Annotated in this window: 15 protein-coding genes; 5 read left to right on the forward strand and 10 right to left on the reverse strand. The window is 47.8% G+C overall.

The window, feature by feature from the left end:
• Window positions 1–5: 5 nt before the first annotated feature.
• From IEV19_RS07265 to IEV19_RS07280, 4 genes are read right to left on the reverse strand one after another with little or no spacing between them, the layout of a single operon-like run.
• Window positions 6–1142: a Gfo/Idh/MocA family protein gene (locus tag IEV19_RS07265; RefSeq protein WP_188369990.1), complete on the reverse strand. Its 1137-nt coding sequence runs from the start codon at window positions 1140–1142 to the stop codon at window positions 6–8.
• An 8-nt stretch (window positions 1143–1150) separates the two neighbouring features.
• Complete coding sequence (locus IEV19_RS07270; protein ID WP_188369991.1) at window positions 1151–2380, reverse strand: nucleoside permease; 1230 nt, start codon at window positions 2378–2380, stop codon at window positions 1151–1153.
• A gap of 18 nt (window positions 2381–2398) precedes the next feature.
• Entirely contained in the window at window positions 2399–2842 is a 444-nt protein-coding gene (locus IEV19_RS07275) for a DinB family protein (protein WP_188369992.1), read from the reverse strand.
• A gap of 15 nt (window positions 2843–2857) precedes the next feature.
• Window positions 2858–3853 (reverse strand): sugar phosphate isomerase/epimerase family protein, encoded by a 996-nt coding sequence (locus tag IEV19_RS07280; RefSeq protein WP_188369993.1) that lies wholly within the window; start codon window positions 3851–3853, stop codon window positions 2858–2860.
• A 221-nt stretch (window positions 3854–4074) separates the two neighbouring features.
• On the opposite strand from IEV19_RS07280, the gene IEV19_RS07285 reads away from it, so the two are divergent.
• From IEV19_RS07285 to IEV19_RS07295, 3 genes are read left to right on the forward strand one after another with little or no spacing between them, the layout of a single operon-like run.
• Window positions 4075–5793, forward strand: a complete 1719-nt coding sequence (locus IEV19_RS07285; RefSeq protein ID WP_188369994.1) for a GMC oxidoreductase — start codon at window positions 4075–4077, stop codon at window positions 5791–5793.
• Window positions 5793–6440 carry a gluconate 2-dehydrogenase subunit 3 family protein gene (locus tag IEV19_RS07290; RefSeq protein WP_188369995.1) on the forward strand — a complete coding sequence of 216 codons (648 nt, stop codon included), beginning with the start codon at window positions 5793–5795 and terminating at the stop codon, window positions 6438–6440. Before IEV19_RS07285 ends, IEV19_RS07290 begins: the two co-directional genes overlap by 1 nt.
• A gap of 11 nt (window positions 6441–6451) precedes the next feature.
• Window positions 6452–7366 (forward strand): hydroxypyruvate isomerase family protein, encoded by a 915-nt coding sequence (locus IEV19_RS07295; RefSeq protein WP_188369996.1) that lies wholly within the window; start codon window positions 6452–6454, stop codon window positions 7364–7366.
• A gap of 344 nt (window positions 7367–7710) precedes the next feature.
• On the opposite strand, the gene IEV19_RS07300 is transcribed toward IEV19_RS07295, so the two are convergent.
• The 4 genes from IEV19_RS07300 to IEV19_RS07315 form a co-directional block, all read right to left on the reverse strand.
• The gene (locus IEV19_RS07300; protein WP_188369997.1) at window positions 7711–10197 is read right to left on the reverse strand and encodes a ribonucleoside-diphosphate reductase subunit alpha; all 2487 of its coding nucleotides are present in this window, start codon (window positions 10195–10197) and stop codon (window positions 7711–7713) included.
• Between the two features lie 121 nt (window positions 10198–10318).
• Complete coding sequence (locus tag IEV19_RS07305) at window positions 10319–11305, reverse strand: ribonucleotide-diphosphate reductase subunit beta (RefSeq protein WP_188369998.1); 987 nt, start codon at window positions 11303–11305, stop codon at window positions 10319–10321.
• Window positions 11306–11774: 469 nt separating this feature from the next.
• Window positions 11775–11930, reverse strand: coding sequence for a hypothetical protein (locus IEV19_RS07310; RefSeq protein ID WP_188369999.1), 156 nt, complete (start codon window positions 11928–11930; stop codon window positions 11775–11777).
• A gap of 147 nt (window positions 11931–12077) precedes the next feature.
• Window positions 12078–12653 (reverse strand): DUF3109 family protein, encoded by a 576-nt coding sequence (locus tag IEV19_RS07315; RefSeq protein WP_188370000.1) that lies wholly within the window; start codon window positions 12651–12653, stop codon window positions 12078–12080.
• Window positions 12654–12779: 126 nt separating this feature from the next.
• Between IEV19_RS07315 and IEV19_RS07320 the strand changes: the two genes are divergently transcribed.
• Both IEV19_RS07320 and IEV19_RS07325 read left to right on the forward strand, forming a co-directional pair.
• Window positions 12780–13355: a MarC family protein gene (locus tag IEV19_RS07320; protein WP_188370001.1), complete on the forward strand. Its 576-nt coding sequence runs from the start codon at window positions 12780–12782 to the stop codon at window positions 13353–13355.
• Window positions 13356–13385: 30 nt separating this feature from the next.
• Window positions 13386–13586 (forward strand): hypothetical protein, encoded by a 201-nt coding sequence (locus IEV19_RS07325; protein WP_188370002.1) that lies wholly within the window; start codon window positions 13386–13388, stop codon window positions 13584–13586.
• Window positions 13587–13606: 20 nt separating this feature from the next.
• Here IEV19_RS07325 and IEV19_RS07330 read toward each other — a convergent pair whose 3' ends face one another.
• Window positions 13607–15220 (reverse strand): S41 family peptidase, encoded by a 1614-nt coding sequence (locus IEV19_RS07330; RefSeq protein WP_188370003.1) that lies wholly within the window; start codon window positions 15218–15220, stop codon window positions 13607–13609.
• Between the two features lie 6 nt (window positions 15221–15226).
• Window positions 15227–15667, reverse strand: a complete 441-nt coding sequence (locus IEV19_RS07335; protein ID WP_188370004.1) for a deoxycytidylate deaminase — start codon at window positions 15665–15667, stop codon at window positions 15227–15229.
• Window positions 15668–15713 lie beyond the last annotated feature (46 nt).

A 15713-nucleotide genomic window follows, 5' to 3' on the forward strand; every position in this document is an offset into this window, starting at 1 on the left:
TACCCCTAGTCCAGATCGACCCAGATATTCCCGCCTTTGTGTGAAGCCACAGTAGCCTCGATAAAGTTTAGGCCGCGAACCCCGTCATTCATGGTTGGGTATTCCCCATCGTTGTATTTCTCCCCCCGGATCGCTCTGGCTACACCGAGGTAGATATTGGCCATGGAATCAAAGATCCCTTCCGGGTGTCCCGGGGGCAGTTTGGTGCCGTCAAGCGAAAGGGCACTGTTGTAGGCATGACCGGGTTTATAGACCTCCATGGGTTCAGTATCGCTGATCTTGTACAGATAATTAGGGTTTTCCTGCTCCCAGAGCAAACCGAATTTCTCTCCGTAGATGCGGATGGCCAGGCCGTTCTCCTCCCCTGTGGCTACCTGGCTCGCCCTGATCACCCCTTTAACGTGTTCTCCCATTCGGATCAAGGCCGTGCCGTCTACATCCATTTGGTTGTCGGCATAGAGGTAGTTGAAGTCGCACAAAAGGGATTTCACCTTTAACCCGGTAGTATATTCAACCATGTTGAAGGCATGTACCCCTATGTCCCCCATACAGGAACTGATCCCGGCCTTTTTTGGATCGAGGCGCCATACGGTTGAGCGCTTGGCCTTGTCGTGAATGATGGGATTGATCCATCCCTGGTAATAACGGGCATCTACCTTGTGGATCTTACCCAGTTCACCTGCTTTGATCATCTCCCGCATTTGTCTTACCATAGGATACCCTGTGTAGGTATGCGTCACCGCGAATACGGTCCCGGCCTTCTTATGGGCATCCCTGAGGATCTTGGCCTCCTCATAGGTAGTGGTCATGGGTTTTTCACAGATTACGTGAAACCCGTTGTCCAGCAATTTTTTCGCCATGGGGAAATGGAGAAAATTAGGGGTTAGCACTGCGCATACCTGTATCCGCTTATCCTTTGGCAGTTTCATCTCTTCTTCCACCAGGGTATCGAAGTCCTTGTAGATCCGGTCTGTGGGTACATCGATCTGTTTAGCAAAGGCTATATTGTCCTCGAATTTCGGATTGAAAACAGCCCCGGTAATGGCGTAATTATCATTGATAAAGGAGGCTACCCGGTGCAAAACACCTATAAGGGAATCTCCTCCTCCTCCGAGTATTCCAAGTCTGATTTTTTTTGGCATTGTGAATTCTATTTTTTGTATTCGATGATTTCGTTCTTAAAGAAGATAGCAAAAAGTGCCATGACCACAAAGGCGAAAATGGCCGGGAAGATCCAGATATTCGTCCAGTCATGAACGTTCTCTGATACCAGGTAGAGGTCTGATATCTTCCCTGCAACCCAGAAACCGATCAGCATTCCAAGTCCGTAGGTGGCCAGGGTGATAAGGCCCTGAGCGGCACTCTTGAATTTCTCACCTGCCTTGGAATCCGTATAGATCTGCCCGGAGACAAAAAAGAAATCGTAACAGATCCCGTGTAAAGCGATTCCGATGATCAGCATAAAGGCCAGATCGCCAGCATTTCCGTATGCAAAGAGGAAATAGCGAACCGTCCAGGCCAGCATACCTGCAAGGATAGTGATCTTAAATCCAAAGCGTTTAAAGAAGAAAGGAAGCAGCAACATAAAGAGTACCTCAGAAGCCTGTCCGATCGTCATTTTGCCGGTAGGATTGGTCACTCCGATCTCAGCGAGAAATGGGTTCGCATTCTGGTAATAGAAGGCCAGCGGGATACAGATGAGAATGGATGAGATAAAAAAGATTAGGAAATTCCTGTCTTTCAGCAGCTTAAGGGCATCCAGGCCCAGGATGGTCGAAATGTTAACATTCCCGTCCTTGATAGACGTTGGCGGTGTCTTCGGAAGTGTAAAGCTGAACAACCCAAGGAAGGCCGAAGCGATTGCTACCATCAGGAAGGTATTTTTCAGCATACCTTCCGCCCTCGATTCCGCAGAATCCCAAAGGAATACATAGCTGATGATGAGACCTGCCACGATCCACCCGATCGTACCGAATACCCTGACAAAGGAAAACTCCTTAGCCGGGTCTTTCATCTGGTTGAAGGAAATGGAATTAACCAGGGCCAGCGTGGGCATGTAAATGATCATATAGCCCAGGACGTAGGGATAAAAGACAGAGAAATCTGGAGCAGTGTACAACTGGTACATCAGGAATGCCCCGAGGAGATGCAGGATCCCCAGGATCCTTTCCGCATTGAAATACCGGTCTGCGATAAGGCCAATAATAAATGGTGCAATGATAGCCCCCCAGGACTGGGTGGAGAATGCCATGGCGATCTCCCCTCCTGTGGCCTTCAGATTATCTCCCAGGAAGGTTCCCAGGGTGACAAACCAACCTCCCCAGATAAAGAATTCCAGGAACATCATAAAGGACAGTTGCACTTTTATTTTCGTATTCATATTGCTCTGTTTAGGTTGTTATCGCTTGTAAAATACATAATCCAGGGAAATCGGTTCTATTCCGTTTGCCCGAAGATCGGCCAGGATCTGAGCCCTGTGGTGCGTAGAATGGTTGATGATGTGAAACAGCATATCCTGTACTGTATTGGTGAACAATCGCCCTTCAGAATTTTGATAGTCGATTCGTGCCTCAAAATCATCAGTGTTGGTAATGATCTCAAAAGTATTGCGCTGGTTCTCATAATGGACGTCCGTCCACTCGGCCTGGGTGTGTTCCTCCCATACTCCAAAGCCCGGCTCTGCTCCGTTTATCCTGGCATTCCAGATATGGTGGGCATTTAAAAGATGGTTAAATAAAGACGTGGTTTTTTCGGGCACATCCTCCATCCGGGCAAAGGCTTCTATCAATTGTTTGTTGCAATAGAAGTTGTAATCAAAGAGTTCATTGAAGAATTCTTCCATGGATATATTCCGGTATTAAGACATTTCAGATGCCGATTTCAGAAGCAAGGCCTTTGTAGCCATGATCCCTTCCTGTTCGCCCAGGTCGTTCCCCTCGTATTCCACTCCGATGAAACCAGTATACCCGGCATCCCTTACGATCTGTAGCATCCTGGTATAGTCGATCTCGGTCTCATCTCCGGCTTCGTTAAAATTATGGGATTTCGCGCTGACTGCTTTTGCGTAGGGCATCAATTCCTGCACCCCTTTGTAGATATCATACATCTCGGCACACCCACTGCCGTAGTCCGCTGGATCGTTGCGCCGGATACAGAAATTTCCGAAATCGGGAAGGGTCCCGCAATTATCCATATTCACCTCAGACATGACCCTCGCGAGCATGGCCCCATTGGAGGACAGACCGCCGTGATTCTCTACAAGAATATTTATCCCCTTGTCCGCTGCATAAGTGGCCAACTGGGTAAGGCCGTCCACCGAATTGGCGATCCAGGTATCAGGTTCCGTGCTGCCTGAAAGGTTGACCCTGATCGCATGGCAGCCCATGGCTTTTGCAGCATCGACCCATTTGTGATGGTTCTCAACCGCACTCTTTCGTTCTGCAGCGTCCGATGTCGCCAGATCACCCTGTCCGTCTATCATGATAAGGACGTTTTCCATCCCGTGTTTCTCGGCCTCGGCATTCGACCTGTCTACAAATGCCGCCATGGCCTCAGCGCTGTAATTGGCCTCCCTCAGTTCTTTGTCGTAGAGCTGGCTCACATATTCGAGGCCGGTAAAGCCCCATTCCGCAGCTTTTGATGCAAAGGCATATGGATCCAGTTCCCCGTCCCAGATCATACGGTGTACCGACCATTGGGCAAGCGAAAGCTTAAAAAAGGGTTCTGCCATGTCAGCAGCAATCTCTGCTTCTTCTGTGCCTTCCTTTTTCCCTTGTTTGCATCCGTATACGCCCAGGATGGATAAACCCATACCTGCTGCTGCGGTATTTCTGACAAATTTTCTTCTCTTCATGGTTGTGGTATTATCTGTATAAAAACACTCCCCATTTAACAGCTTGATAACTATATCCTCCTGCCTATTGGTTGATGGAACCTAACTTACATTTTCGAGTCTTTTGAAACATTCATTAAAACTCCTGTTAATTAACAGGAATTCCTCAAGAATATGGCCGATTAAATGTATACAATTAATTTTATAATTAATACATTTAGCTCTCAAACTACAGAAAAGGGATGAGCAAATTTTATTACAATGAAGTACAGGATTCCTATGATGCTATTGTGGTCGGTTCCGGAATGAGCGGAGGCTGGGCAGCAAAGGAATTATGTGAGAAAGGATTAAAAACCCTTGTTTTGGAACGAGGCAGGATGGTAAGGCACAGGGAGGACTATCCCACAGCCAACATGGATACCTGGGACTTTCCGAACAACGGTGAATTACCCCCGGAGGAAGTCGCCAAACAATTCAAGCAGGCCCGAACGGGATACACGGTAAGGGCCCCCCATAATTTTTGGTTCGTCAATGACCTGGAGCACCCCTATAACGAGACCAAGAGGTTCGACTGGATGCGGGGTTATCACGTAGGCGGCAGATCCCTGCTTTGGGGTCGGCACAGCTACCGGTGGAGCGACCTGGATTTTGAGGCAAATAAGAAGGAAGGCATTGGGGTCGACTGGCCCGTTCGGTACAAAGATATTGAGCCCTGGTACACCTATGTGGAGACCTACGTCGGTATATCGGGAGAAGCTCTTGGTCTTCCCCAGCTGCCGGATAGCGTGTTTGAGCCCATGATGGAACTCAACTGCGTGGAGCAGCACGTTCGGGAAAAGGTAGCTGAACACTTTGACGGTCGTGTGATCACCTCGGGAAGGGTAGCCCATATCAACAGTGATAAACAATTTGGCGGGGACGGTCGGATCCGCTGTCAGTACAGAAACCGATGTATCAGAGGGTGTCCTTTTGGAGCCTATTTCAGCAGTAATTCCTCCACCCTGCCCGCAGCAGAAGCTACCGGAAACCTCACCCTGAGGCCGGATTCCATCGTCCATGAAATCATGTACGACCCGGATACCCAAAGGGCCACAGGAGTAAAGGTTATAGACAGGGTGACCAAAGAGACCTTTGAATTCAAGGCTAAAGTGGTATTCCTCTGTGCCTCAGCCATCGCATCGGCTTCTATCCTGATGCAGTCCAAATCGGATCGATTCCCCAACGGAATGGGCAACGACTCCGATCAGTTGGGAAGAAATATCATGGACCACCACCTGGGTGTGGGAGCGGCTGGGAAGTACGACGGTTTTGAAGACAAGATCTACAAAGGCCGGAAGCCCAACGGGGTATATATCCCCAGGTTCAGGAACCTCGGTGGCAAATCGAACATGTCTACCTTCAAAAGGGGTTACGGATACCAGGGAAGTGGCAGCCGCGGGAACTGGGAAGAGGTCGTCACCGAATTGTCTCACGGAAAAAGCCTGAAGGAGGCCATCCTGAAACCCGGAGGCTGGACTTTCGGGATTGGCGGTTTTGGGGAAGTTCTACCCTACGAGGACAACAGGATGACTCTCGACTATGACAAACTCGACCAGTGGGGTCTGCCAACGGTCACTTTCGATGCCGAATTCAAGGAAAACGAATGGAACATGCGGGAGGATATGAAGGAACAGGCTTTTGAAATGCTCACAAAGGCAGGACTCAGGGATGTACAGGCATTCGACAGACCAGGAGCTCTCGGTCTCGGCATACACGAGATGGGAACGGCCAGGATGGGCAGAGACCCAAAGACCTCTGTGCTCAATGGCTACAACCAGGTTCACGCTGTTCCGAATGTATATGTCACGGATGGGGCATTCATGACCTCAGCAGCCTGTGTCAACCCTTCCCTGACCTATATGGCCTTTACGGCACGTGCTGCAAATCACGCGGCAGAACAACTTAAAAAAGGAGTACTGTAATGGATAGAAGAATCGCTTTAAAAAATATGGGCCTGGCACTGGGGTATACAGTAGCAACCCCCACCCTATTATCCCTAATGCAGGGATGCAAGGAAGTTGAGAAGGTAGACTGGACACCTGATTTTTTCACCAAGGAAGAAGGTGAAATCCTGATCCAGTTAGTGGATATCATCTTACCCAAAACAGATACTCCTTCGGCCTCTGAAGTGAACGTACACGTCTTTATCGATCGGTTTACTAATGAGATTGTGGATGAAGTGCAGCAAGATCTGACCAGGATATCTTTTAAAAGATTTATCGAAAAGGCATTGAAGGAAACAGGAAAGGAGAAAGTCGAAGATCTGACCACCGAAGACCTGGAGCCCCTCTTTGTCAAAGATCTGAACGCACCCGAAGAAGAGGATATAGAAAATATGGAGCTGATGATAAAAAATACGTCAGCAGCTTCCCAAGGCGAAAACGATGCCGTTGCGGATGAAATGATCCATTTTTCCTTTGCAAAAAACCTCAGGGAGATGACCATCTGGGGCTATAAATCATCCGAATACGTAGGGGAGAATGTTCTGGCCTATCTCCCCATACCCGGGGAATACATTGCCTGTGGAGATGTGAACGAACTCACAGGAGGAAAAGACTGGTCCCTCTAACAGGATATGCATTGAAGAGAAGGCACTTTATAGAAAGAACGGCTTTGGCCACCGGAACCCTGTCCCTGACAGGGTTTTCTGTCCTGGGCAAACAGCTCGCCCCTGCCCATACATTTAATCTGAATTACGCTCCCCACATAGGGATGTTTCGCGAAAGTGCCGGGGATGATCCCCTGGATCAGCTTCATTTCATGGCCGATGAAGGATTCCGGGCATTCGAGGACAACGGCATGACAGACCGCCCAGTGCAGGAGCAGAAGGCCATGACCTCAGTCATGAAAGATAGGGGACTGCAAATGGGCGTTTTCGTCGCCCATAAGATCTACTGGAACAGTGCCAACCTGGCATCAGGGGATACTGAAAAACGGGAAGAATTCCTGTCCCAGATCAGAAACGCCGTTGAGGTGGCTAAAAGAGTCGGTGCCAGGTGGATGACCGTGGTCCCCGGACATAAAGATATGCGTTTGGATATGGGTTACCAGACAACCCATGTCATAGAAAGTTTAAAACGGGCCTCAGAGATACTGGAACCCCACAACCTCACTATGGTACTGGAGCCCCTGAATTTCAGGGACCATCCCGGACTCTTCCTCACGGAAAGTCCTCAGGCATATGAGATCTGCAAGGCTGTGGGTTCCCCTGCCTGCAAGATCCTCTTTGATATCTACCACCAGCAGATCCAGGAAGGGAACCTCATCCCCAATATTGAAGCTTGCTGGGATGAGATCGCATATTTTCAGATCGGCGATAACCCGGGAAGGAAGGAACCTACCACCGGGGAAATCAACTACGCTAATGTCCTTAAATTTATTCGCGATAAAGGTTTTACGGGTATCCTGGGGATGGAACACGGGAACTCGAAACCAGGTGTTGCGGGTGAAAGGGCCGTGATCGATGCCTATAAAAAGGTCGACCCAATGCCCTGAATCATCCCTGACTCCATCCTTAGTATTTTCACAAAGCGTTAATTTTCAGATAACTGCAGCCTGCTTGCGATCCGAACCCTATCTTTTGCACGTATATTAATGTAAAGGTGGGTGTCATGGAATACTATTTCTTACTGCTTTTGTTTTATGTCCTTCTATTGTTTGTCGGGAATGCCGCGATCAGGCCCAGGTTTGATAAATAAGATCACAGGCGGAAAAAGAATATACCCCGGGATAACTCCTTTCTTGGGGAAAAGGGTTGCCGGGGCATAAATTAATAAACACTCTCTACTACCTAAGCTGTAAGCATTCCGGGTTCAGGGTAGGTCCAGGTTAATTTTCAATCAAGAACCGCACATGAGGCAGTCGTCGTCTGCCTGACCTGCCTTTGCCTGTGCGATCAAGGCTTTCATTTCTTCCGGGGTCATAGGCTCTACATCCCCTTCTGAATCACTTACCGAAGAGGCCTGTACCTGAATAGCCTTAGCGGCCTTGGGATCCGGAGGAGTTGCGGCCGTTACCTCTGCATCGGCTGCAACACTGACCGGTACTTCCTTCTTCTTGGTGTTATCAAGGGTGAATTTGATCGCATCAACAGCCGCCTTCGTCCGGAGATAGTACATCCCGGTTTTAAGTCCGCTTTTCCAGGCGTAAAAATGCATGGAGGTGAGCTTGGAGAAATTGGCATTCTCCATGAATAGGTTCAGGGATTGACTCTGGTCGATGAAATATCCTCTCTGGCGAGACATATCAATGATGTCTTTCATACTCAACTCCCATACGGTCTTGTAAAGCTCCTTGATGTCCTCCGGAATCCCTTCGATGTGCTGAATAGAACCGTTGGCCCTCATAAGTTCCTGTTTCAGGTTCTCATTCCACAGACCGAGATTTACCAGGTCTTCCAGAAGGTGCTTGTTCACAACAATAAACTCACCGGAAAGTACCCTTCTCGTATATATATTGGAGGTGTAGGGTTCAAAACACTCATTGTTCCCCAGGATTTGGGAGGTAGACGCCGTTGGCATAGGAGCCACCAGCAGGGAATTCCTCACGCCATGCTTTTTGATGCTTTTTCGGAGTTTAGCCCAATCCCATCGACCTGACAGTTCCTCGTCCTTGACTCCCCAAAGGTTATGCTGAAATTTACCTTCTGAGATAGGGGAACCTTTGTACGTGGAGTAAGGGCCTTCCTCTTTTGCCTCCTCCATAGAGGCAGTCACTGCTGCGAAATACAGGGTCTCGAAGATCTCCTGGTTCAGTGCCTTGGCCTCGTCACTCGTAAAGGGCATCCGCAATAAGATAAAGGTATCTGCCAGACCCTGTACTCCAAGACCTATGGGCCTGTGACGCATGTTGGAATTCCTGGCCTCTTCGATGGGATAAAAATTCCTGTCGATAACCCTGTTGAGGTTCTTGGTCACCCTCTTTGTTACGCGGAATAACTCCTTGTGATCAAAAGTGCCATTCTTGACGAACATGGGCAGGGCAATAGATGCTAGGTTACATACGGCCACCTCATCAGGAGACGTGTATTCCAGAATCTCGGTACACAGGTTGGACGACCTGATGGTTCCCAGGTTTTTCTGGTTGCTCTTGCGGTTAGCCGCATCCTTGTAAAGCATATAGGGCGTTCCTGTCTCTATCTGAGACTCCAGGATCTTCTCCCAGAGCTCCCTGGCCCTGATTGTCTTCCGGCCCTTGCCTTCCTGCTCATATTTTGTATAGAGCTTTTCAAATTCCTCGCTGTGACTGGTAAACAGGCCCGGACATTCGTTAGGGCACATGAGGGTCCATTCCGCGTCTGTCTCCACCCGCTTCATGAACAGGTCCGGGATCCACATGGCGTAGAAGAGATCGCGCGCACGCATCTCTTCCTTCCCGTGGTTCTTTTTCAGTTCCAGGAAATCAAAGATGTCGGCATGCCATGGTTCTACGTAGATAGCAAAACTTCCCTTCCTTTTACCTCCGCCCTGATCGACATACCTGGCAGTATCATTAAACACCCTGAGCATGGGAACGATCCCGTTGGAGGTACCGTTGGTCCCTGCAATATAGGAGCCTGTAGCCCTGATATTGTGGATAGATAATCCTATTCCCCCGGCCGATTGGGAGATCTTGGCAGTATTCTTCAAGGTATCGTATATACCGTCTATGCTGTCCTCTTTCATAGCCAGGAGGAAGCAGGAGGACATCTGAGGTTTGGGAGTTCCCGAGTTGAACAGGGTGGGTGTTGCGTGGGTAAAGTACTTTTTGGACATCAACTCATAGGTCTCAATAGCCGAATCCAGGTCGTTGAGATGGATTCCGACGGCTACCCTCATCAACATGTGCTGCGGCCTCTCCACTATCTTCCCGTTCAGTTTCAGGAGATATGAGCGCTCCAGTGTTTTAAAACCAAAATAATCGTAGCCAAAATCGCGGTTGTAGATAATGGTGGAATCGAGTTTTTCGGCATTTTCCAAAATGACCTGGTAAACTTCATCCGAGAGTAGCGGAGCATCTTTCCCCGTCCTTGGATTCACGTACTCATACAGGTCCTTCATGGTTTCTGAGAAGGACTTTTTGGTATTCTTATGCAGGTTGGAGACGGAGATACGCGCGGCGAGCTTGGCGTAATCGGGATGGGCCGTAGTCATGGTCGCAGCGATCTCAGCAGCAAGATTGTCGAGTTCCGAGGTGGTCACCCCGTCGTAAAGTCCTTCAATCACCCTCATGGCCACCTTTACGGGATCTACCAGGTCATTGAGTCCATAACACAATTTACGAACCCTGGCTGTGATCTTGTCGAACATCATGGGTTCCTTTCTGCCGTCTCTTTTTACTACATACATTTTGCTGCGCTTATTTGGTTAGAATACTATGGTTTAGTCAAGTTTCACAAAAACTTAACATTTCAAAAACAGGGCATAAAAAGCCCCGAGTACAGAGGACTTCTTACGCTATGGGGTTTACTTAGAAATCAGCGTCGAAACTGATCTTCTGAGAATCTGTATCTTTTTCCTTATTGAGGACGCCTGCCTTTTGATATTCGGATACGCGTTTCTCGAAGAAATTGGTTTTCCCCTGAAGGGAGATCATATCCATAAAATCAAAAGGATTGGTAGAGTTGTATACCTTTTCACATCCGAGTTCTACAAGCAGACGGTCTGTGACAAACTCGAGGTATTGAGTCATCAATTTTGCGTTCATCCCGATAAGGCTTACGGGGAGAGACTCGGTGATAAATTCCCTTTCTATGTTCAGGGCATCCACAATGATCTCGGTTATTCGTTTTTTAGGCACCTTGTTGACCAGGTGTTTGTTGTGCAGATGAACGGCGTAGTCGCAGTGCATTCCTTCGTCCCTGGAGATCAATTCATTGGAGAAGGTCAGTCCGGGCATTAGGCCTCTCTTCTTCAGCCAGAAAATAGAACAGAAGGCTCCGGAGAAAAAGATTCCTTCAACGGCAGCGAAGGCGATCAACCTCTCGGCAAAGCTTGGGGACTCTATCCACTTCAGGGCCCAGTCGGCCTTTTTCTTTATCGCAGGGAAGTTCTCTATGGCCTTGAAAAGAACATTTTTTTCCTTTTCATCTTTTACATAGGTGTCTATCAGAAGGGAATAGGTCTCAGAATGGATGTTTTCCATCATGATCTGAAAACCGTAGAAGAATTTGGCCTCTGTATACTGCACTTCGTTCACGAAGTTCTCAGCCAGGTTCTCATTCACGATCCCGTCAGAGGCGGCAAAGAAGGCCAGGATGTGTTTGATGAAGTACTTTTCATCTGCATTGAGCTTATTGTTCCAGTCGGAAAGGTCCTGATGCAGGTCGATCTCCTCAGCAGTCCAGAAACACGCCTCGCATTTCTTGTACCATTCCCACAGGTCGTGATGTTTGATCGGGAATATTACAAATCTGTCTTCATTTTCCTGCAAGATGGGTTCTACGACGTCTGACATTTTTTAAGCTGTATTTAGAGTTAGTATTGAGGTGAAAAAGTGCTTCGAGTTGGGACTAACAAAGATTCAAAAATGTTATTAAACTGTAAAGTCTGTTTTAAGATAACGCGACCAAAGTTTTTAACACAACGTGTTGAAATCTAGGCTCGCCGGTTGTAGCTTCGGCCCTAAGCGAAACCGGCATAAACTGATATTTTTTTGAAATGCTTGAACAGGAAGAAGTCTAACCAGGGAGTATATTTTGGGATACTATTCGGTATACTGGCTGGCAAGTCTCTGGGTGCAGTTACGAACCCTCATTAGTTGGAGGTCCGGATGATCATTTTGATAGTATCGATATCGAGCCGGAGTCGGCAATTACATCCCGGAAAAATCAATTTAAAAGCGTAAGAAAGAGAATAAAAAATGCGGAGCTCAGGTAGAAATCCGCATGATATTCTTTAAAAATGAGAGGAAAGGGTATAGATCCTTATGGAGTATCGTTGGCAGCAGGTAACATTTCCTGAAGCGCGAGTTCCTGCTGACCCATTTCGGATTTGACAGCCTCTCTTTCCCTGTTCTCAATGATAGACGCGACCGCGAGTACGAACACGAAGAGAAGGAATAAAAGAACACACTTTTTCATGGTCTTAACTGGTTAGATTATCTATCCTCAGCTCTAATCAAATCCTTTAAATAAGATCGGATTTTAAACCAAGGGAATCTAAGCTAGTCAATGAGAGAGGTCCCTGAAAAAATACTCCATAAACGGTATAAAAAATCTGTGAAATACCTAGCTCGTGGTGCGGTGTTGTCTTGCTACTTCCTCCAGTTCAGCGTACCATCGCTCCCCAAATTTGCGGATCAGGGCATCCCTGACGAATTTGTACACGGGAACCTGAAGCTGCTCCCCGAGTTCACAAGCGGGATCGCAGAGCTGCCATTTGTGATAATTCACAGCAGTAAGAGAAGAATATTCCGTAACCCGAACCGGATACAGGTGGCAGGAAACAGGTTTCCTCCAGGCGGTGGCCCCACGGTTGAACGCTTCCTCTATTCCGCATTTCGCCACACCATCGGCATTGAATACGGTGTAGGCACATTCCTTTCCCTGGATCAGAGGCGTTTCACTTTCCCCATCTTCCCCTATCACCCAGGTTCCCTGCGACTCAATAGCCTTGATGCCTTCGGGTCTCAGGAAGGGTTTTACATCGGAATAGATGGCCTCCAAAATCTCCGTTTCACTTTCCTCCAGGGGTGCGCCCGCATCACCATCTACACAGCATGCCCCTTTACAGGCAGTGAGATTGCAAACAAAGTCCTTCTCGATGATCTCTTCGGATACCAGGGTTTTTCCTAACTGGAACATAGGTTTACGAATAGTTCACAAAGATATCCTGATTCTCAGAACATATTGCCATATTATTTCAGTTTTACTCCACTATGGATGCAAAAAATATATAGTACTTTTGCACCGTTTTTAACGCCTGAAGGTATGCACCTGAATTTTCGCGAAATTGCAACGGCCAGTATTATCCTCTTTGCGGTCATAGATATCGTTGGTAGTATTCCCATCATAATTGATCTGAGGAAAAAGGTGGGGCATATTCACTCAGAAAGGGCATCCATCATCGCAGGCTGCATCATGGTGGCCTTCCTTTTTGTGGGAGAGGAGATCCTAAACCTTATCCGTATCGATGTGTATTCCTTCGCCGTCGCCGGTGCATTTATTATTTTTTTCCTGGCCATTGAAATGATCCTGGGTATTACCCTCTACCGGGATGAAGAGCCGAGTTCTGCCTCCGTGGTACCCATCGCATTTCCGCTGATCGCTGGTGCCGGAACCATGACCGCCCTGCTGTCGCTCAGGGCAGAATTCTACGTGGAGAACATTATTGTGGCTATTATCGTGAATATCATCTTTGTCTACCTCGTATTGAAATCATCGGCAAAAATAGAACGTGTACTGGGCAAAGGCGGACTCGGAGTCATCAGGAAGGTCTTCGGGGTGATCCTCCTGGCCATAGCGGTAAAACTCTTTGCCACAAACATCAATCAGTTATTTCCTTAAGGAAGTAGAGGAATCAAAAAAAGCCGTGCAATGAATAAGAAATTTTCCATCGTACTGATCATCCTGGCCTTAGCCCTGATCGCCTACAATGTAACCGTCATCGACTTTAATGACCCTCTGGGAGAAGACAGCATTATCGCTGTCATCGGAGTAGTGGCGGCCCTTTGCGCCATCATGCTTTTGCTTATCCTTCTCGCCTCGCAAAAAATACAGGATAAACTGAAGGACTAATGAAGTAAAATAGGAAAATTTCAATCCTCTAGAGATGGTTTCTCGGCTTGAATGGTTGGAGCATCCAATTCGAGTACCTTCTGCAGCATGAGATCGATCTCCCCTTTGATCTTGGCACTGAGATTTTCAGAAAACAACTGTTCAGCCAGGGCTGCCTTGAGGTACAATTTGATCCGCTCATCGTACTGATAGAAGTCCATCGTAATATTGCTCTCCAGGGCAAAATCTACAAACTTCTCAAAGAGGATATCATCGACCCTGAAATTTCTTACAAAATCATCTTCGGTATACGAAGCATAACGCTCCCTGTCTTCCTCTAGATGCTCAAAGATAAAACGGGAGATAAATCCGAGGCTTTCCATACTCTTAATGGTCTCCACCTCCATATTTCCGATAGGTACAAAAACATCGGGGATAATTCCTCCGCCCCCGTAGACCACCTTGCCCTTAGGGGTAGTGAACTTGAGAGAATCCGCCACCTTAATACTGTCGGCAGAGACGAGTTCCCCATTTTCATATCGTTCCTCGAACCGCTCGTAATAGTCTTCACTACCGTTGTGGTAGTCTCGCTGAATTGAGCGCCCTGTAGGTGTATAATACCTGGATACCGTCAGCCGCACCGCAGAACCGTCGCCCAGGGCCATTTCTCTTTGTACCAGCCCTTTCCCAAACGAACGCCTGCCGACGATCGTGCCGATATCATTATCCTGTAAAGCCCCGGCGATGATCTCACTGGCCGAAGCCGAGCGTTCGTTGATCAGCACATATACGGGTTTGTCCTCAAAACTACCGGCATCAGTGGCATACATCTTCTCGATCTTGCCTTTCTTGTTCTTGGTAAAAAGGATGAGTTTCCCTTCCTGCAGGAATTCATCGGCCATCTGTTCTGCAATCCCCAAATACCCTCCGGGATTATCCCTGAGGTCCAGGGTTAGTTTCTTCGCTCCGGAACGCTGTAATTCCCTGAGGGCTTTCCTGAATTCCCTGAATGTAGTTTCCGCAAACCTGTTGATCTTGATATAACCCATATCAGGAGATAGCATATAGTAGGCTTCCACGCTTCTAATGGGCACCCTGTCTCGCTGAAGGGTCACATCAAAAAATCGGTTCTCTTTTTTCCGATATACCCTGAGATTCACTGTAGAACCGCTCTCCCCTTTCAGTGTACTCACGATCTTCCTGCTGGGCAGGTTCTTGCCGTAGAGCGTGTCCCCGTCTGCCACCATGATCCGGTCACCGGGCTCTATGCCTTTCAGGAAGCTCGGTCCGTTTTCTATGGTCCTGATCACGGTGATGGTATCCTTGTACATGTAAAAGTTGATGCCAATACCCACGAAATCCCCCTTCATATTTTCGGATACCTGGGTGAGTTCCTCCTTTGGAATGTATACAGAATGAGGATCCAGCTTGTCGAGGATATTATTTACAGTGACATCCACAATGCTATCCGTATTGATATCGTCTACATACTCGTAGTCGATATAATCAATAAGCCTGTTGAGTTTGTCTTTTTTGGAATTGGTTGTAAAAAGCTTTTCAGGGGAGTCATTGAAATTCAGCTTTCCCCCAATCAGAATACCCAAGGCAAGTGCCAGGGCGATCACTGCAGGCCATATGTAATGATATCTCTTCATGAGTCCTTACGCATTGTCTTCGTGGATCTCCGGCAGATGTTCCAGTACAACCCCCGCCTTCTCTAAAAATTCCAGTCCGCTGTTGTCCTTGTACACGATCTGATAGACCACACGTTTTATGCCAGACTGGTGTATGAGTTTGCTGCATTCCCTGCAGGGAGAAAGGGTAATGTACAAAGTGGCGCCCTCACAGGACTGAGTTGAAGAGGCCACTTTAGAAATGGCATTGGCTTCCGCATGCAAGACGTACCATTTGGTGTACCCTTCTTCGTCTTCGCAAATATTCTCAAATCCTGTCGGGGTACCATTATACCCATCGGAGATGATCATCCGGTCCTTGACAATGATGGCACCTACCCTTTTTCTCACGCAATAGGAAAGCTTTCCCCATTCGTGTGCCATCCTCAAATAGGCCTTATCGTATTTTCGCTGCTTTTTCTTGGTCACTTCTAAGCGGATATACTATTGTCTCAGATGGCGATCACGCACTAAG

Source organism: Muriicola marianensis, assembly GCF_014638095.1.
Classification (GTDB): domain Bacteria; phylum Bacteroidota; class Bacteroidia; order Flavobacteriales; family Flavobacteriaceae; genus Muriicola; species Muriicola marianensis.